Raw genomic sequence first — 19,196 nt, 5'->3', positions numbered from 1 at the left:
ATAAAATATGTTGCATTGACAGAAAGAAGTACTTACGTAAAATCCATAAAAGCGACCTTAGGGCGGTGTGAGCTAAGGATGGAGGCGTAATGAAAGGCATTCTTGAGCAACGTAAAACAAAGCGGCTGGGTGCTACGACACCAGCAAATAGGGTGGAACCGCGGGAAAAAACTCTCGTCCCTATGTTTGCAAGAACCTTGCGAGCATAGAGACGGGAGTTTTTGTGTTCTCTTACAAGGTTCTAATCCCACCCGCCATACATAGCGGTTGGTCTAGAAAAGATGGAGGTGCGATCATTGAATATTCAAGACATGATTTTGACGCTGCAAAAGCATTGGTCAAATGAAGGCTGCGTATTAATGCAGGCGTATGACACAGAAAAAGGTGCCGGAACGATGAGTCCATACACGTTCCTCAGAAGCATTGGCCCAGAGCCGTGGAAGGTAGCATATGTAGAGCCTTCAAGACGCCCAGCTGATGGCAGATATGGAGAAAACCCAAATAGATTGTATCAGCATCACCAATTTCAAGTGATTATTAAGCCATCACCTGACAATATTCAAGAGCTATATCTTGAATCATTGAAGGCACTTGGCATTGACCCGCTGAAACATGATATTCGTTTTGTGGAAGACAACTGGGAAAATCCATCTCTTGGCTGTGCAGGACTGGGCTGGGAAGTATGGCTTGATGGGATGGAAATTACGCAGTTCACGTATTTCCAACAAGTCGGCGGCTTAGAATGTAAGCCCGTTTCTGTTGAAATCACATACGGTATTGAACGTCTTGCTTCTTACATCCAGGACAAAGAAAATGTCTTCGATCTTGAATGGACAGACGGATTTACGGTCAGAGATTTATTCTTAATGGCTGAATACGAGCACTCTGTTTATACATTTGAAACATCTAATACTGACATGCTGTTTGAGCTATTTACAACCTATGAGAAAGAAGCACATAGCCAAATGGACAAAGGGCTTGTTCACCCGGCATACGATTATGTCCTCAAATGCTCTCATACGTTTAACCTACTCGATGCAAAGGGTGCTATTTCTGTGACTGAGCGAACTGGTTATATCGGAAGAGTACGTCAGTTAGCAAGAAAAGTAGCCAAAACCTATTATGAAGAACGCGAAAAACTGGGATTCCCTATGCTAAAAGAGGAGGCGGCTTCTCATGAATAAACAAGATGTATTACTTGAAATCGGCTTAGAAGAGATGCCGGCTCGTTTCATGCCAGAGAGCACAAAGCAGCTAGGTGAAAAAGTAAAAGCATGGTTTGAAACGCAAAATATTTCATTTGAAGAGACTGCTTTATTTAACTCACCTAGACGTCTTGCTGTACTTGTGAAAGGTGTCGCAGAAAAACAAGAAGACATCAAAGAAGAAGCAAAAGGGCCGGCTAAAAAAATTGCCCAAGATACTGAAGGCAATTGGACAAAAGCAGCTGAAGGCTTTGCCAGAGGACAAGGTGCTTCAACAGATGATCTCTATTTCAAAGAGATCAAAGGAGTGGATTATGTCCATGTCCAAAAATTTCAAGAAGGAAAGCAAGTCAAAGACCTTCTGCCAGCGTTAGGTGAAATCGCTGCTTCATTAAGTTTTCCAAAGAACATGAGATGGGGAAGCGAGGATTTACGCTATATCCGTCCGATTAAATGGATTGTTTGTTTATTTGGAAAAGAGATTGTACCTGTTGAAATTGCTGGGGTGAAAAGCGGCCGTGAGACTAGAGGACACCGTTTCCTTGGAACGACAGCCAGCATTGACACACCTGCTTCCTATGAACAAACATTGCGCGATCAATTTGTGATTGCAGACTCAGAGAAAAGAAAACAATTCATTACTGAACAGCTAGATGCGCTATCTACAGAAAAAGGCTGGGTCATTCCTGTTGATCCTGAACTTTTAGAAGAAGTGAACGACCTTGTAGAATATCCAACTGTGCTGTCTGGTTCCTTTGAAGAAGAGTTTCTTGCATTGCCGGAAGAAGTATTGGTGACGACAATGAAAGAGCATCAGCGCTACTTCCCTGTGAAAAATGAGCAAGGGGAATTATTGCCGCACTTTATTACAGTCAGAAATGGAAACAGTGAGGCGCTGGAAAATGTCGCAAGAGGGAATGAAAAAGTACTTCGTGCGCGTTTATCAGATGCTGCATTCTTCTATAAAGAAGACGAAAAACTAGTGATTGAAGACAATATTAAAAAGCTTGATAAAGTGGTATTCCATGAGAAACTTGGAACAATCGGCGACAAGCTGAAAAGAGTGACAGACATTGCAACCCGTCTAGCGGCGCATGTCGGAGCAGATGACGAAACCACTAAACGTGTGGCGAGAGCAGCAAGTATTTCGAAGTTTGACCTTGTGACTCAAATGGTCTATGAATTCCCAGAATTACAAGGAATCATGGGTGAGAAATATGCAAGAGCTCTTGGTGAACATGAAGAAGTAGCAAGAAGCATCAACGAGCACTATATGCCGCGCTTTGCTGGTGACGAGGCGCCATCCACTTTGATTGGTGCGATTGTGGCAGTAGCAGATAAGCTTGATTCTATTTGTTCATTCTTCTCAATTGATGTGATCCCAACGGGTTCTCAAGACCCTTATGGACTTAGAAGACAAGCGAGCGGTATCGTTCAAATCCTGCTCGACCGTCATTGGAATATTTCATTTAAAGAGCTGTTAGCACTTGCTCAAGTAAAGGCAGAACATGAAGCTGCTCTGATTGAATTTTTAACGCATCGTTTAAAATATGTTCTTCAAGCAGAGCATATCCGCCATGATGTTGTTGATGCAGTGCTGGATGTGGAAAATATTGAGCCATATGCAGTCGTCAAAAAAGCAGCTGTTCTTGAAGAGAGTGTCAAACAAGAAAGCTTCAAAGAAACGGCTGAAGCATTGGGTCGCGTCATTTCAATCAGTAAAAAAGGGGAAGACGCAGAGATTCAGCCTGAACTGTTTGAAAATGAACATGAGCAAAAGCTGTTTGAGGCGTATCGGCAAGTAGAGAAAGCTGTAAAGGAACATGTAGCAGCAGGGCAATACAGCTTGGCACTTGAGGCACTTGATACGTTAAAAACACCGATTGTTCATTATTTCGATCATACAATGGTTCATGCGGATGATGAGAAACTGAAGCGAAATCGTTTGGCACAAATGGTCAAACTAGCCAAAGTCATTCAATCATTTGCGAATATGAACAATTTAATTGTAAAATAAATACCTAAGAACGGTTGCCTTTTCCGAAGGGCAATCGTTTTTTACTCATTTAATTCACGGTTTTTGAGTGGATTTTTGTTTCATTCGGACAAAGATGCGCTATAATATGATGAGTTATGAAAATGATATACATAAAATAAAGATTTCGCTCTCTCTATTTAAAGGTGGTGAGTACAATCGAGTTAAATAAACGGCAAGAGCAGATTTTACAGATTGTCAAAGAGAATGGTCCGATCACTGGAGAGCATATCGCCGATCGGCTGAACTTAACAAGGGCGACCCTCAGACCGGATTTAGCCATTTTAACAATGTCAGGCTTTTTAGAAGCAAGACCAAGGGTCGGCTACTTTTTCACAGGAAAAACAGGCACGCAGCTTCTCGCAGATAAGCTGAAAAAACTTCAAGTGAAAGACTTTCAATCCATTCCAGTGGTGATACATGAGAATGTTTCGGTTTATGATGCGATTTGTACGATGTTTTTAGAGGATGTGGGCACATTATTCGTTGTGGACGATCACTCTATTTTAACAGGTGTGTTATCAAGAAAAGACCTCCTTCGTGCAAGTATAGGGAAACAGGAGCTTCCATCTATCCCTGTCCATATTATTATGACAAGAATGCCGAACATCACCGTTTGCCGCAAGGAAGATTTCATTATGGATGTGGCGAAGCACTTGATTGAAAAGCAAATAGATGCACTTCCTGTGATAAAAGATACGGATAAAGGTTTTGAAGTGGTCGGAAGAATTACGAAAACAAACATGACGAAAATACTTGTCAGCTTATCGGAGAACGAAATAATCTAATGACAGAAGACTGCGAGGGGATGTTATGAGTAATCGCGTAATTTTTGTGGTATCAGATTCAGTTGGAGAAACGGCAGAGCTCGTGGTCAAAGCGGCACTTAGCCAATTTGATGGCGGCTCATCAGACCATTCAAATATCAGAAGAATCCCGTATGTAGAGGATGTTGGTACGATTAAAGAAGTCATTTCACTGGCGAAAGCAGATAATGGGATCGTCTGCTTTACTCTTGTTGTGCCAGAAATGCGCCAATTCTTAATCGAGGAAGCAGAAGCAAACGGTGTCGTTTATTATGACATCATCGGTCCGCTCATTGATAAAATGGAGACGGCATATGGAAATGAAGCGAAACATGAGCCGGGTCGTGTACGTCAATTAGATGAGGACTATTTTAAAAAGGTAGAAGCCATCGAGTTCGCTGTGAAATACGATGACGGCAGAGACCCTAGAGGTATTCTAAAGGCTGATATTGTACTCATTGGTGTATCACGCACGTCTAAGACACCATTATCTCAATATTTGGCACATAAACGGCTGAAGGTAGCGAACGTTCCAATTGTACCTGAAGTTGATCCGCCAGAAGAGTTATTTTCAGTTGATCCGAAGAAATGTATCGGTTTGAAAATTAGTCCAGACAAACTAAATCATATTCGCAAAGAGCGTTTAAAATCTCTTGGTTTAAATGATCGCGCTATTTATGCGAACATTGAGCGGATTAAAGAGGAACTAGAGTATTTTGAAAAAGTGGTTGACCGCATTAACTGTCAAGTCGTTGATGTATCGAATAAAGCAGTTGAGGAAACGGCAAATGTCATTCATCAAATGCTGACCAAAAGAGGTTCCGAATAAACTCAGGATGCTCCTCCTGGGTTTTTCCTATGGTGGGAAACGGGTAAACAAAAACAATGGCATATTTGCTGCATTTGTATTATAATAAAAAATTGTGATAAAATGATTGATTTTAGGTTTAAGTTAAGTCAAGAACGAATAAACTAATATTGGCAGAAGTCAAGTGATTCTGAACATAACTTTTCGACAAAATGAGTTTTACTGTTGATTGCTTTATAGGGGAAAAGTATGGTCTTTTTGCTTCTCTAAAGCAGGAATAAGGTGGAGGGATGGAGAATTAGTCACCTGAATGAACGTAAAAAAGAGAGGACGATTTATGTCGATGCAGATGCTTGTCCTGTAAAAGACGAAATCCTTTCTGTCGCATCTCAATTTCAAGTACCAGTGACGTTCATTGCTTCATATGAGCATTTTCAAACCAAAAGATCTCCACTTGAAGATTGGCGGTTTGTAGATACACATAAGGAAGCAGCGGATTTAGTCATTGCAAACTCAGCTGCCGCACATGATATTGTCGTCACCCAAGATATTGGTCTTGCCTCCTTACTGCTTCCGAGACAGGTCATTGTTCTGTCTGAAAGAGGACGAATGTACACAAACGAAACAATTGATTTTGATTTGGAACGCAGGCATGTTTCCAGCAAACAGCGAAGAAAAGGTGTATACGGAAAAGGTCCCAAAAAGCTTTTAGAAGAGGATAAGAAGCGATTTATGGCGCAACTACAAAAAATCCTGTCGAATCATGAAGGATTTTTAAATTAAAAGGCGAATAATGTACGACGGAGTGTTATTAGGATGAGCAAACGTATACCAGATGAACTTTTGGAGCAGATCCAAAAAAACGCAGACATTGTCGAAGTGATTGGAGAATACGTACAGCTTAGAAAGCAAGGTCGAAATTACTTCGGTCTTTGTCCATTCCATGGTGAAAATACTCCTTCATTCTCTGTTTCAGCAGATAAGCAAATCTTCCATTGTTTTGGCTGTGGTGCAGGAGGCAATGTGTTTTCGTTCCTCAGACAAATGGAAGGCTACTCATTTATTGAAGCCGTTTCACATGTGGCTGATAAGTACCATATTGATCTGCCTGATCAGGTGGCGAATGCTCAGATGAGTTCCTCTCAGCAAGAGGACACTGCAGATCATAAAATGATTGAGGCCCATGAGCTTCTTAAGAAATTTTACCACCATTTGCTGGTAAATACAAAGGAAGGTCAAAACGCACTCGATTATTTACGGTCCAGAGGCTTTACGGATGAAACAATTGCCAAGTTTGAGATCGGGTATGCTCTTGATTCTTGGGATTTCGTGACCAAGTTTTTAGAAAAACGAGGATTTGATCCTGTGATGATGGAGAAGGCTGGTCTTTTGATTCAACGTGAAAACGGCACAGGCTTTTTTGACCGCTTTAGAGATCGTGTCATGTTTCCCATTCATGATCATCATGGAACGGTCATCGCTTTTTCCGGAAGATCGCTTGGTGATCAGCAGCCTAAATATATGAATAGTCCTGAAACGCCGCTTTTTCATAAAAGTAAGCTGCTTTATCACTTTCATGACGCACGTATGCATATTCGCAAACGCGAACGGGCGGTTCTTTTTGAAGGATTCGCAGACGTCATCTCAGCTGTTACATCAGGTGTCGGTGAAAGTGTTGCAACAATGGGTACGTCTCTTACAGAAGAGCACGTAAAGCTTCTCAGGCGGAACGTAGAAGAGATCATCCTTTGCTATGACTCTGATACGGCCGGATACGAAGCGACCATGAAAGCATCAGATTTGCTTGGAAAAAGAGGATGTAAAGTTCGCGTTGCCATGATACCAGATGGACTTGATCCAGATGATTACATTCGTAAATATGGCGGCGAGAAATTTAGGAATGACATCATAGATGCAAGTGTGACATTAATGACGTTTAAGATGAATTTTTTCCGAAGAGGAAAAAACTTATCAGACGAAGGAGACCGTCTTACTTATATGAAGCAGGTTCTCCGAGAAATCAGCCGGTTAAACGGCTCTTTGGAGCAAGAGATTTACATGAAACAGCTTGCTGGGGAGTTTTCGATCTCACTTGATTCATTAAAAGAACAACTGGAGCTGTTTGAAAAACAGCAGCGGCAAGAAACCAAAAGCACGCAGGAAGAAAACGGGCTTGAAAAACGGCGTGCACATCTGTCAACACAAGTGAGAAGAAAGCGTCTGCGGCCGGCATATGAAAATGCAGAGCGAATGCTGCTTGCTCATATGTTAAAAAGCGATGACGTGATCCGCAAAGTACTTGACAGAATCGGGATTGAATTTAATATAGATTCGCACAGGGCGCTGGCAACGTACATTTATGCCTTGTATGAAGAAGGCAAAGAACCAACGCCGCAGCACCTGATGAACCGGATAGAAGATGATGTCATGAATCAGCTGTTGACGGATATATTGATGATTCAAGTCGGAGACGAACTAAGTGAAGCTGAATTAAGTGATTATGTAAAAAAAGTGTTGAATCATCGGAATTTGTCAATGATAAAGGAAAAAGAACTAGAACGTGCAGAAGCGGAGAGGCAAAAAGATTTCTTCAAAGCGGCAACACTTGCAAAAGAAATTATTCAGTTGAACCGTTCGCTGAAGTAATACGTCTATTATTAATGACAGGACTTACGGCTGGCAATGAATCCTTTACGGGAGGAGCATAAGACCGCAAGCATCTTGCCTTCATCATTATTTATTTTATTTCCTATTTGCTTCGTCATCTGTTTGATAGAGAGAGAAAAGCAGGGCGGAAGTAAATCGCAAGTTACTTTAGAATTCGTTGCAAGCTTTGGAAGGAGGGATCCATAATGGCTGATAAACAAGCCCACGAAACCGAAACTGAATTAACCTTTGAACAGGTGAGAGATAAGCTCACTGAAACGGGTAAAAAACGGGGCGTTTTAACATACGAAGAAATTGCAGAGCGTATGTCTAGCTTTGAAATTGAATCAGACCAAATGGATGAATACTATGAATACTTAGGCGAACAGGGTGTAGAGCTCATTAGTGAAAACGAAGAGACAGAAGACCCAAATGTTCAGCAGCTGGCTAAAGCAGAAGAAGAATTTGACCTGAATGATTTAAGCGTACCACCAGGTGTCAAAATCAATGATCCTGTTCGTATGTACCTAAAAGAAATCGGACGCGTCAATTTGTTATCTGCTAAAGAAGAAATTACGTATGCTCAAAAGATCGAAGAGGGCGATGAGGAATCAAAAAGAAGATTAGCGGAAGCGAACCTTCGTCTCGTTGTCAGCATTGCGAAACGCTATGTCGGTCGTGGTATGCTGTTCCTTGACTTGATTCAAGAAGGAAACATGGGTCTGATGAAGGCTGTTGAGAAGTTTGATTACCGCAAAGGATATAAATTCTCAACATATGCGACTTGGTGGATTAGACAGGCGATCACACGTGCGATTGCCGATCAGGCGAGAACAATCCGGATCCCGGTTCATATGGTGGAAACGATTAATAAATTGATCCGTGTTCAAAGACAGCTTCTGCAAGACCTAGGCAGAGAACCAACGCCTGAGGAAATTGCTGAAGACATGGATTTAACGCCAGAAAAGGTAAGAGAGATTCTTAAAATTGCGCAAGAGCCTGTATCTTTAGAAACACCTATTGGTGAAGAAGATGACTCGCATCTTGGTGATTTTATCGAAGACCAAGAGGCGACATCTCCATCTGACCACGCTGCGTACGAACTCTTAAAAGAGCAGCTTGAAGATGTATTAGACACGCTGACGGACCGTGAAGAAAATGTGCTAAGACTACGTTTCGGACTAGACGACGGAAGAACTCGCACGTTAGAAGAGGTTGGAAAGGTGTTCGGCGTAACAAGAGAGCGTATCAGACAAATTGAAGCGAAAGCTCTTCGTAAATTAAGACACCCAAGCAGAAGTAAACGATTAAAAGACTTCTTAGAGTAGAAACCGGACGGATCTTGAAAGAGATCCGTTCTTTCTTATCAAAAATGAAAACGCTTTTTTCAATCTGATTATATTTTACTGAATAACAAATGAATTTGCAACGTTCTTAGAAAAAAGATGTATAAAAAATACATCTAAATGTGCTGAAGACTTCATTTCTCATCTAGAATCATTTTTGTCTAATCTGTGAACTTGACCAAAGTTTTGTATCATAATTCGTTTACTTTTTGTAAAATTAAAGTAGAATTAGAATTGTTTGCATAGTCTCAAAGGGGTTTTCACAAAGGGGAGGATGAAAGAAATGAAACGGAATCCACTTATACCATTTTTATTGATTGCCATTTTAGGTATTGGACTCACTTTTTTCTTATCAATGAAGGGGCTGAAAGATGAAGAAAAAATTGCCTCTGGGGGCAAAGAGCAAAAGCAAGAAGAGACAGCAAATGCAACGCCGGAAGAATTGTATAAGCAGAACTGCATAAGCTGTCACGGGGAAAACTATGAAGGCGGCGCAGGTCCTGCATTAAAAGGTGTTGGAGACAAGCTTGAAGTAGCTGACATCAAGAAGAAAATTCAAGAAGGCGGCAACGGGATGCCAGGCGGGCTGATTCCAAATGAAAAGCTCGATGAAATGGCGGAATGGGTGTCTAAAATTAAATAATCTTACACAAAAAGCTCTTTTTCAAAAGAAGAGCTTTTTTCATTTGAAAACGACTTTTAAAAAGTCCATAATTTATATAAGATAGACAAGTATGAACATTAAAGAAAAGTAGTGATACGTATGAATGAAATGAATTTATCGAAACGATTAAAAAAAGTCGCATACTTTTTACCAGATGAGGCAGTCTTCGCTGATATCGGCTCAGACCATGCCTATTTGCCATGCTATGCGATCCTGCATCAAAAAGCCGTGAAAGCCATTGCTGGTGAAATTACCGATGGACCGCTTCAATCGGCGCAGCAGCAAGTACATAGACTTGAATTAGATGAACAGATATCGGTCAGAAAAGGAAATGGCCTTGAAGTCATTGAAAAAGGCGAAGTGAATGCAGTGACGATTGCAGGTATGGGCGGGGCACTCATCGCAAGCATTCTAAATGAAGGAAGGCATAAGCTCGCAGGCCATGAGCGGCTCATTCTTCAGCCGAATATCCATGCCCACCATATTCGTTTATGGCTTTATCAAGAGGGGTATGAATTGATAGATGAAGTCATTTTAGAAGAGGACGGCAAAATATACGAAATCATCATCGCAGAAAAAGGCGATAAAGATAAAGCCTATAAAGGAATGTCACTTGAAGCAGGCATGCTGGTTGGCCCGTTTCTTGCGAAAGAGCAAAATGACGTTTTCCAGCGCAAGTGGATGCAAGAGCTTCAGCATATGGAGAAGATAGAAAGTCAAATTCAGCAGGCGGCGCGGACAGAAGAAAATAAAGAACGTCTTGAAGAGCTGAATGCGAAAATAAAGATGCTAAAGGAGGTTTTGACTGTTGGCTAAAACAGTAAACGGGCATGAAATCATCCAATTGTTTGAACAATTTTCACCAAAGGTATACGCCATGGAAGGGGATAAAATTGGTCTTCAGATTGGGACTTTAAATAAAAAAGTAACCAATGTGATGATCACCTTGGATGTATTAGAGAATGTAGTAGATGAGGCGATCGAGCGAAAAGTGGATCTTATTATTGCTCACCATCCGCCGATTTTTCGACCATTAAAACATGTAGCTACGGATCAGCCGGCTGGACGGATCATTGAAAAATGCATCAAACATGATATTGCGGTATATGTGGCACATACGAATTTAGACGTAGCTGATGGCGGAGTCAACGACCTGCTTGCTGAGGCCTTAGAGCTTGAAGAAACAAGAGTGTTAGTGCCGACATACGAAGATCCAATCAAACAGCTTGCTCTGTATGTCCCAGAGGAATTTGAAGAGGCCATCCGGACAGCTTTAGGAAATGCGGGCGCCGGCCATATTGGCAACTACAGCCATTGTGCGTTTTCAAATGAAGGGACAGGCAGCTTTTTGCCATCAGAAGAAGCTGAGCCGTTTATTGGTGAATCGGGTCAATTAGAATTTGTGAAAGAAGTGCGGATTGAAACCATTTTCCCAGCAAGTATAGAAAAACAAGTGATTCGCGAAATGATCAAAGCACATCCTTATGAAGAAGTCGCCTATAGTGTACACACGACAGATCTTCCTCCTATTCAAAAAGGTCTTGGCCGTATTGGAGAGCTAAATGAGCCAATGACACTGAGAGATTTCACACAATTTGTAAAAACGAAGCTAGATGTGAATGGTGCTCGTTTTGTAGGAGACCAAAACGCTGTTGTGAAAAAAGTGGCGGTGCTTGGCGGAGACGGAAATAAATACATCCATCAAGCAAAAAGAATGGGTGCAGATGTGTATGTGACAGGAGACCTTTATTTCCATGTTGCGCACGATGCCATGATGCTAGGGCTGAACGTTGTGGACCCAGGACATTATGCTGAAAAGATTATGAAAGAGGGCGTAAAGGCGAAGCTTCAATCGCTATGTGCGGATAAAAAATATGACGTACAGCTCTTTGTTTCTGAATCGAACACAAACCCTTTTCAATTTATGTAAACAAAAAACGTCAGAGCATATCCGCTCTGACGTTTTCTTATTTCTTTGTTTTGACGCGAGGTAAAATTTTAGAAAGAGGAACGGTTCGTTCAATCTTCCAAGTTGTTTCATCATCTGGTTCATAGTTTTCTAAGAAACGAATGACTTCCTTTGTAATAGGTGTTGGTGTTGAAGCACCAGCAGTAACGGCAACGGTTTTGACGCCCTGCAGCCATTCCAGCTTGAGTTCACTTAAGTCGCCAATACGGTAAGCCTGCGTTCCGGCAATCTCCATTGACACTTGTGCGAGACGGTTAGAGTTATTACTTTTTGGATCGCCGACAACAATGGTTAAATCGGCTTGGCCAGCTTGCTGCGATACAGCTTCCTGACGCACCTGTGTCGCAAGGCAAATTTCTTGATGATACTCGACGTGAGGGTATTTCTCTTTAATCAGCTCCATCAGGTCGTGGACATCCCATTGAGACATCGTCGTTTGGTTCGTGATGAGCAGTTTTTCTGATGTTAAATCGAGTGCCTCAATGTCAGCTTCTGTTTCGACAAGATGTACCTTTTCAGGGGCTACTCCGACAGCTCCTTCTGGCTCAGGATGACCCTTTTTCCCAATATAAATAATGTCATAGCCATCGGCTGTTTTCTCTGAAATGAGTTCGTGTGTTTTCGTTACATCGGGACAGGTCGCATCAATGGCGACAAGGCCTTTTTCTTCTGCGATTTGACGAACCTCAGGAGAAACGCCGTGAGCTGTGAAAATGACTGTTCCACTTTCAACCTGCTTTAAAATGTCTAAGCGGTTTGGACCGTCCAGTGTGTAAATGCCATCTTCTTCGAAGGCATCAGTGACATGTTTGTTGTGCACAATCATACCTAATATATAAATTGGGCGTGGCAAGTTCTTATCAAGTGCGGCATTTTTAGCAATGACCATTGCATCCACAACGCCATAGCAATAGCCACGCGGCGATATTTTAATTACATTCATTTATTCGTCCTCCTGTAGGGAAGTGCTGCTAGAGAAGAACAATATAAAAAGCCGTAAAAAACGGCTTTTTATCATTCTCTTGCTTCCATTATAGCCAAAGTAAGCGTATATATCAAAGATTGTTATACGCAGTGAACACTTCGCCGTTAAAAGATCACTAGACATATAGTTTTGGAACAGAGCTGCCAGATCTTTTTTTCGGTTTTGCTTCAGGAACAGATGATGTGTGAGGTGCTGTTTTTTTGACGAGGATGTCTTCTGGTTCTTTATTTTTTTCTATTTCGTCAGTTTGTGCTTCTTCCTCGTGCACTTCTGTTTCCGCGCTAGTCTCCGTTGATTCTACATCAGCATCATTTGCACTTTCTTCATCATCATCCGCACTGCCAAGCTGGCTGTACAGTTTAATCATCGCCGGCAAATTTCTCACTAAAGGACCGTATTGCTGAATCATTGGCGTAAATTGCTGCGCCATCCCGAGCACTTTTTGAACATTTCCTAACATGCTTGAGAGGGTCGCAGGATTTGTGAAGCTCTGGATTCCTTGTAATCCCGCACCACCTCCAGAGACTCCAGCTCCTCCTGCGCCAGGAAGAAATTTAGAGAGCATGCCTTTAATTCCTGCTCCGCCGCCTAGTGCACGGCTCTCACCTCCTGGAATTCCGCCCATCCCGGGTAAACCGCCTCCCTGTACAGACGGGGAGCGAGGCATCATTTGCTGAAATGGATTGCCTTGCCCTTGAAAAGGCTGTTGGATAGGAGGCTGCTGCCCTCTTTGAAATATTCCGGGCTGTCCGCCATTTCCAAGGTGCCGGCGTGAGGGACGGCGCGGCTGAAAATCGCCCATAGGCCTTTGCCCTAACATACTTGTACCTCCCTTACTGCATTCTCTTTCTCTTCATAGGTTATGCAAGGAAGCACCAATTGGTTTCCTGTAGGAAAAGCGGACATGGTTTTTTTACTGAAAATCAGCTATAATGAGGAGATGAGCAAAAAGGCACTGCCTTAAGGAGTGAAAACATGAAAGAAACGAAATTTACGACATATGAATTAAAGCCTTTTATTATAGATGCTATTCATGAACTAGGCTTTTATGAGCCGACTGATATTCAAAAAAGAATCATCCCTGCTGTTTTAAAAGGAGAAAGCGTGATTGGCCAGTCACAAACCGGAACAGGAAAAACTCATGCCTACTTACTGCCGCTGATTCATTCAATTGATCCAAGCAAAGAACAGGTACAAGTGGTGATTACTGCACCTACAAGAGAATTAGCCAATCAAATTTTCAAAGAAGCTCAAACGATTTTAAAGAATGCTTCTCCAGAAGAAGAGATCAAAGCAAAGCTTTACATTGGCGGAACGGACAAGCAGAAATCAATTCAAAAGCTAAAAAACCAGCCGCATTTGGTGGTCGGTACACCTGGACGTATTGCTGACCTCATTCATGAGCAGGCGCTGAATGTTTACAAAGCGACCTCTCTTGTTATTGATGAAGCTGATTTAATGCTGGATATGGGATTTTTAGAAGATGTGGACCGTATTGGTGCACAAATGCCAGAACAGCTGCAAATGCTTGTGTTCTCTGCAACCATCCCAGAAAAACTAAAGCCTTTCCTGAAAAAATATATGGACAATCCAAAGTATGCGCATGTTGAACCAAGACGGATTACAGCTGAAAACATTCAGCATATTTTAGTTCCGTCTAAACAGCGTGATAAATTAAAATTGCTCCATGAAATGGTGACGAATGTACAGCCATATTTAGGGATCATTTTTGCCAATACAAAAACAACTGTTGATGAAATCGCATCGTTCCTACAAGAAAAAGGAATGAAAATCGGTGTGCTCCATGGCGGATTGACGCCGCGCGAACGTAAAAAAGTCATGAAACAAATTGAAGATTTGGAGTTCACTTATATTGTGGCATCTGATCTTGCAGCTCGCGGGATTGACATTAAAGGCGTCAGCCACGTGATTAACTATGAACTTCCATCTGATCTTGATTTTTATGTGCACCGCGTTGGAAGAACAGCTCGTGCGGGTTCATCTGGAATTGCCATGACCATTTATGAGCTGGCTGATGAGGATGCACTCATTCAAATTGAGAAAATGGGCGTTGTGTTTGAAAACAAAACCATTGTTCATGGCGAATGGCGAGATGCAGATGACCGTCTGAAGCGTCAAAGACGTAAAAAAGCCCCAAATGAAATTGAAGAAAAAGCAAAACGTCTTGTGAGAAAACCGAAAGCCGTCAAACCTGGATATAAAAAGAAAATGACACGTGAGATGGATAAAATCAAAAGACAGGAACGTAGAAAGTCAAAGCGTAATGGAAAGTAGGGGGAAACATTGTTAAAGATTGGTTCACATGTATCCATGAGCGGAAAACATATGCTTCTTGCAGCGAGTGAGGAAGCTGCCTCTTATGGTTCGAATACGTTTATGATTTATACAGGTGCACCGCAAAATACGCGCCGTAAAAAAATTGAAGACCTCAATATTGAAGCTGGACAAGCGCATATGAAAGAGCATGGCATGACGGATATCGTCGTGCATGCTCCGTATATTATCAATATTGGAAATACAGTGAATCCAGCGACATTTGAGCTTGGTGTAGACTTCCTTCGCTCTGAGATTGAGCGTACGGAAGCGCTGGGAGCACGACAAATTGTTCTCCACCCGGGTGCGCATGTCGGAGCAGGGGCAGAAGCAGGAATACAAAAAATCATTGAAGGTTTAAACGAAGTCATTGTGAAAGGTCAAGAGGTTCAAATTGCACTTGAAACAATGGCGGGAAAAGGATCAGAATGCGGAAGAAGCTTTGAAGAGCTTGCCCAAATTATCGACGGAGTGACACATAACGAAGCTCTTTCTGTCTGCTTTGATACGTGTCACACGCACGATGCTGGTTATCCGATTGTGAGTGACTTTGATGGTGTATTAGAAGAATTTGATCGAATCGTTGGTATTGACCGAATCAAAGTTCTTCATATTAATGACAGTAAAAACGTGCAAGGCGCAAGAAAAGACCGACATGAAAATATCGGTTTTGGTGAAATTGGTTTCGATGCACTGAGCTATATTGTGCATCATCCGCAGCTTCAAGATGTGCCGAAAATTCTAGAAACGCCTTATGTAGGTGAAGATAAAAAGAACAAAAAACCACCTTACAAATTCGAAATTGCCATGCTGAAAGAAAAGCAATTTGATGAAGGCTTACTAGATAAAATTACGGGTCAGTAAAAAAGGATGCAAGATGTTGAGGTGCCGCTAAATGCGGCCCTTTTTTGCTTAACTTGTAAACTGGTTAAACAAATCATTCACAGTCTGTGCTGTCTGTTTAGAAGTAATCGCTTCCACTTGCTTAAGAAGCCGGTTACGCTCTGAGTCATTAAAAATATTGATGTTTTTCCCGTTCATGAGTTTGGCCACCTCAGCAGCTTGATGAGACGTTAAACTGACGCCATACTGTTTCGCATACCTTAACAGATCGCTTGCTGTGATCTGATTGAGCCGCTGCAGGACAATTTTTTGAATTAAAATCAATTCCATTCCTCCCCTCTGTAACAATGTATGGGCGAAAACGGAAAATGTGCAAAAAATTTTATTTTATTCTGTGAAATGATAAAATAGTAAAGTGGATAAAATGTTCATTGAAAATTTAACATGTGTAGAAGGGAGAACGTATGGCAAATAGTAAACAGCATAGAAAGGAATCGGTGCCTCATTTTATTTTGAGAATTTTTCTGATTCTAGTAGGAGCTGCATGTGCAGCAGTCAGCATTGAATTATTTTTAGTGCCAAACAATATTATTGATGGGGGCATCATCGGCATTTCGCTTATTTTGGATTATCTCTTTACAGATAACCCGTTTATTAACTTTGCGACGATTGTTGTCATTTTAAATATTCCATTTATGATATCAGGATACAAGCATATTGGGAAAACCTTTCTCATTTCCACTGTGATTGGGATTGTCAGCTTAGCCGTGATTGAATCTTCGCTTCATCATGTGGAGGCATTTACAACACAGCCGATCTTAGCCACTGTATTTGGCGGGCTATTACTTGGATTTGGTGTTGGACTTGTCATCCGTAATGGAGGTTCAATGGATGGAACAGAGATCTTGGGAATTCTTCTGACGAAAAAAATTCCTTTCTCCGTCGGTGAGTTTGTCATGATCGTCAATGTGTTCATTTTTATTTGGGCGGGCTTTGTTTTCGGACCAGAGCAGGCTATGTATTCTGTCATGACATATTATTTGGCAATGAAAACAATTGATGCTGTTATTCAAGGGCTTGATGAAACAAAAGCTGTCATTATCGTCTCAGACTATTATGATGAAATTTCAGATGCGATTCTGCATCGACTCGGCAGGGGAACGACAAAGCTGAGAGGAAAAGGCGGCTATACAGATGAAGAAAAAGATGTCATCTACGCCGTTGTCACAAGGCTTGAAATTACAAAGCTGAAATCCATTGTATTTGAAATTGATGACCAAGCATTTATCACGATTATGGATACGCATGAAACAAAAGGCGGTAAGTTCAAAACAGCCATTCATTAGCTTTTATTTTACTTTTTTATCTTTCTTTTATATAATGAAATGTATGTATGGACAGAGAAAATGGCAAAAGCCATTTTCTTTTTGTTGTATAAATCGTAATCATTCTTTTTATATTGATTAAAGGTGGAAAGATTCATGGCAAAGCCAATTATTGAAATGAAGGACATTTCGTACTCGTATGGACAGCGAAATGTCATTGATCACATTCATTTAACAGTAGAGGAAGGAAACTTCCTAGCACTTGTTGGACCGAACGGTTCTGGTAAAACAACCTTATTAAAATGCCTGCTTGGGCTCATTAAACCGCAGCAGGGTGAATTAAAGCTATTTGGCACGCCTGTCTCAAAATTTAGAGACTGGGATCAAATTGGATTTGTTTCTCAAAAGGCGAATAGCTTTAATACAGGTTTCCCTGCTTCTGTATATGAGGTCGTCGCAAGCGGACTGACCGCAAAAATTGGTTTGTTTAAACGAATGAGCAAACAGGATAAATGGCAAGTGGAAGATGCCATTCGCTCAGTTGGCATACAGGATTTAAAGCATCAAAATATCGGTGAGCTTTCTGGCGGCCAGCAGCAGCGTGCATTTATTGCCCGTGCGCTTGTCAGTCAGCCGAAGCTGCTCATTTTGGATGAGCCTACGGTTGGGGTTGACCAGCGGACAGTAGAAGGCTTTTACCAGCTGCTCGAAACATTGAACAAAGAAAAAGGAATGTCTTTAATTCTCGTCACACACGACGTTGGCACCGTTTCTGATAAAGTCACCCATGTGGCTTGTTTAAATCAGACACTGCATTTCCACGGGGATGCAGAAGCGTTTGATTCAATGGATGATCAGGCGCTATCCCAATTTTACGGGCATGACATTCAAGTGATTCATCACGATCATCACCATCATGGGGGACATGAATAATGCTATTTCCATTTTTTCATTATGAATTTTTACAAAATGCGTTTATCGCAGGGTTACTGATTGGTTTTATTGCGCCCTTACTTGGTGTATTTATTGTCGTAAGAAGGCTTTCGCTTATTGCAGATGCCCTCAGTCACGTATCACTTGCCGGCATTGCCGCAAGTCTATTTCTTGATAAAAAGTTTGGTCTTTTGACAGGGGTAAGCCCGCTCTACTTAGGGATGGCTTTTTCTGTTGCCGGTTCATTGTTTATTGAGCGCCTGCGCTCTGTGTATAAGCATTATCAGGAGCTTGCCATTCCCATCATCTTATCAGGTGGTATTGGGATTTCCGTCATCTTCATTTCACTAGCGAATGGCTTTAATACAGATTTGTTTAGTTATTTATTCGGAAGTGTAAGTGCGGTTTCAAGACTTGATCTTTGGCTTATTGTAGGGATCTCACTCGTTGTTGTGTTAGTTGTTGTGCTTTTATATAAAGAATTGTTTCTGCTTTCTTTTGATGAAGAGCATGCAAAGGCTTCTGGTATTTCAGCAAAATGGATTCATTTTATTTTTATCTTAGTCGTTGCACTTGTCATTGCAGCATCGATGCGGATCGTCGGTACACTGCTTGTGTCGGCGCTCATGACGCTTCCTGTTGCAGCAAGTATCCGCATTGCCAAAGGATTCAAACAGGCGATTTTCCTTTCGATCTTGTTTGGTGAATTGTCTGTATTGGCCGGATTGATTTTAAGCTATTATCTTGATTTAGCGCCAGGCGGAACCATTGTGATGCTGTCTATCTTGATTTTAATCGGGTGTATTAGTATTGGGAAATTCAGAAGGGGGAATCAACATGAACGTACAAGAAGCGCTTGATTTATTAAAGGAAAAAGGCTACAAATATACAAGCAAACGTGAAGATATGCTTCAATTGTTTTCTGATTCTGATAAATACTTGACTGCTAAAAATGTGCTGACGGCACTAAGTGAAGATTACCCGGGTCTCAGCTTTGATACGATTTATCGAAACTTGTCACTATATGAAGACCTTGGAATATTAGAAACAACGGAATTGTCAGGGGAGAAATTATTCCGTTTTAAATGTTCATTTTCCCATCATCACCACCACTTTATTTGTCTTACATGCGGGAAAACAAAAGAGATCGATGCCTGCCCTATGGACAAGCTCGACGCCGATTTAGAGGATTATCATATTAGCGGACATAAATTTGAAATATATGGAACGTGTCCTTCTTGCGAACCGAAGGAAGTTCACTCATGAAAAAGTCAGCCATGGAGCTGGCTTTTTTGTT

At 41.5% G+C, this 19,196-nt stretch carries 19 protein-coding genes; 16 read left to right on the top strand and 3 right to left on the bottom strand.

The genetic code is table 11. The features are described from left to right. Positions 1-296: 296 nt before the first annotated feature. The 10 genes from glyQ (at position 297) to MHI23_RS11750 (ending at position 11,440) form a co-directional block, all read left to right on the top strand. The gene (gene glyQ / locus MHI23_RS11795) at positions 297-1,184 is read left to right on the top strand and encodes a glycine--tRNA ligase subunit alpha (protein WP_012010611.1); all 888 of its coding nucleotides are present in this window, start codon (positions 297-299) and stop codon (positions 1,182-1,184) included. Next, positions 1,177-3,222: a glycine--tRNA ligase subunit beta gene (gene glyS, locus MHI23_RS11790; protein WP_342491975.1), complete on the top strand. Its 2,046-nt coding sequence runs from the start codon at positions 1,177-1,179 to the stop codon at positions 3,220-3,222. The genes glyQ and glyS overlap by 8 nt, the downstream gene beginning before the upstream one ends. A 167-nt stretch (positions 3,223-3,389) precedes the next feature. Beyond that, entirely contained in the window at positions 3,390-4,028 is a 639-nt protein-coding gene (locus MHI23_RS11785; protein WP_024423017.1) for a helix-turn-helix transcriptional regulator, read from the top strand. A gap of 25 nt (positions 4,029-4,053) precedes the next feature. Continuing rightward, the gene (locus tag MHI23_RS11780) at positions 4,054-4,875 is read left to right on the top strand and encodes a pyruvate, water dikinase regulatory protein (protein ID WP_008342399.1); all 822 of its coding nucleotides are present in this window, start codon (positions 4,054-4,056) and stop codon (positions 4,873-4,875) included. 261 nt (positions 4,876-5,136) lie between these two features. Beyond that, positions 5,137-5,637: a YaiI/YqxD family protein gene (locus MHI23_RS11775; protein ID WP_024423016.1), complete on the top strand. Its 501-nt coding sequence runs from the start codon at positions 5,137-5,139 to the stop codon at positions 5,635-5,637. 33 nt (positions 5,638-5,670) lie between these two features. Continuing rightward, entirely contained in the window at positions 5,671-7,500 is a 1,830-nt protein-coding gene (gene dnaG / locus MHI23_RS11770; RefSeq protein ID WP_024423015.1) for a DNA primase, read from the top strand. Between the two features lie 206 nt (positions 7,501-7,706). Next, positions 7,707-8,828: an RNA polymerase sigma factor RpoD gene (rpoD, locus tag MHI23_RS11765; RefSeq protein ID WP_008342392.1), complete on the top strand. Its 1,122-nt coding sequence runs from the start codon at positions 7,707-7,709 to the stop codon at positions 8,826-8,828. 301 nt (positions 8,829-9,129) lie between these two features. Beyond that, positions 9,130-9,489 carry a cytochrome c550 gene (cccA, locus tag MHI23_RS11760; RefSeq protein ID WP_024423014.1) on the top strand — a complete coding sequence of 120 codons (360 nt, stop codon included), beginning with the start codon at positions 9,130-9,132 and terminating at the stop codon, positions 9,487-9,489. 120 nt (positions 9,490-9,609) lie between these two features. Beyond that, complete coding sequence (locus MHI23_RS11755; RefSeq protein WP_024427962.1) at positions 9,610-10,326, top strand: tRNA (adenine(22)-N(1))-methyltransferase TrmK; 717 nt, start codon at positions 9,610-9,612, stop codon at positions 10,324-10,326. Continuing rightward, positions 10,319-11,440: a Nif3-like dinuclear metal center hexameric protein gene (locus MHI23_RS11750; RefSeq protein WP_125586593.1), complete on the top strand. Its 1,122-nt coding sequence runs from the start codon at positions 10,319-10,321 to the stop codon at positions 11,438-11,440. Before MHI23_RS11755 ends, MHI23_RS11750 begins: the two co-directional genes overlap by 8 nt. 37 nt (positions 11,441-11,477) lie before the next feature. On the opposite strand, the gene MHI23_RS11745 is transcribed toward MHI23_RS11750, so the two are convergent. Next, on the bottom strand, positions 11,478-12,422 hold the full coding sequence (locus MHI23_RS11745; RefSeq protein WP_342491974.1) for a 4-hydroxy-3-methylbut-2-enyl diphosphate reductase: 945 nt from the start codon (positions 12,420-12,422) through the stop codon (positions 11,478-11,480). Positions 12,423-12,579: 157 nt separating this feature from the next. Then, the gene (gene vrrA, locus MHI23_RS11740; RefSeq protein ID WP_342491973.1) at positions 12,580-13,284 is read right to left on the bottom strand and encodes a VrrA/YqfQ family protein; all 705 of its coding nucleotides are present in this window, start codon (positions 13,282-13,284) and stop codon (positions 12,580-12,582) included. 155 nt (positions 13,285-13,439) lie between these two features. On the opposite strand from vrrA, the gene MHI23_RS11735 reads away from it, so the two are divergent. Next, positions 13,440-14,759 (top strand): DEAD/DEAH box helicase, encoded by a 1,320-nt coding sequence (locus MHI23_RS11735; protein ID WP_024423009.1) that lies wholly within the window; start codon positions 13,440-13,442, stop codon positions 14,757-14,759. Between the two features lie 9 nt (positions 14,760-14,768). Then, a complete protein-coding gene (locus tag MHI23_RS11730) occupies positions 14,769-15,662 on the top strand; it encodes a deoxyribonuclease IV (RefSeq protein WP_024427965.1) in 894 nt (297 codons plus the stop codon). A gap of 48 nt (positions 15,663-15,710) precedes the next feature. Here MHI23_RS11730 and MHI23_RS11725 read toward each other — a convergent pair whose 3' ends face one another. Beyond that, entirely contained in the window at positions 15,711-15,965 is a 255-nt protein-coding gene (locus MHI23_RS11725) for a DUF2624 domain-containing protein (RefSeq protein ID WP_248350804.1), read from the bottom strand. Between the two features lie 140 nt (positions 15,966-16,105). Between MHI23_RS11725 and MHI23_RS11720 the strand changes: the two genes are divergently transcribed. From MHI23_RS11720 to MHI23_RS11705, 4 genes are all read left to right on the top strand, one after another. Further along, positions 16,106-16,987 carry a YitT family protein gene (locus MHI23_RS11720; RefSeq protein ID WP_024427967.1) on the top strand — a complete coding sequence of 294 codons (882 nt, stop codon included), beginning with the start codon at positions 16,106-16,108 and terminating at the stop codon, positions 16,985-16,987. Between the two features lie 135 nt (positions 16,988-17,122). After that, the gene (locus tag MHI23_RS11715; protein ID WP_024423006.1) at positions 17,123-17,899 is read left to right on the top strand and encodes a metal ABC transporter ATP-binding protein; all 777 of its coding nucleotides are present in this window, start codon (positions 17,123-17,125) and stop codon (positions 17,897-17,899) included. Then, on the top strand, positions 17,899-18,759 hold the full coding sequence (locus tag MHI23_RS11710) for a metal ABC transporter permease (RefSeq protein WP_024427968.1): 861 nt from the start codon (positions 17,899-17,901) through the stop codon (positions 18,757-18,759). Before MHI23_RS11715 ends, MHI23_RS11710 begins: the two co-directional genes overlap by 1 nt. Beyond that, positions 18,737-19,165 (top strand): Fur family transcriptional regulator, encoded by a 429-nt coding sequence (locus tag MHI23_RS11705; protein WP_003217433.1) that lies wholly within the window; start codon positions 18,737-18,739, stop codon positions 19,163-19,165. Before MHI23_RS11710 ends, MHI23_RS11705 begins: the two co-directional genes overlap by 23 nt. The last annotated feature ends 31 nt before the right edge of the window (positions 19,166-19,196 follow it).

This window comes from Bacillus sp. FSL M7-0003 (assembly GCF_038628485.1).
Classification (GTDB): domain Bacteria; phylum Bacillota; class Bacilli; order Bacillales; family Bacillaceae; genus Bacillus; species Bacillus safensis.
Note: the sequence above shows the minus strand (reverse complement) of the source record. Positions and strands in the feature narration are given on the sequence as shown.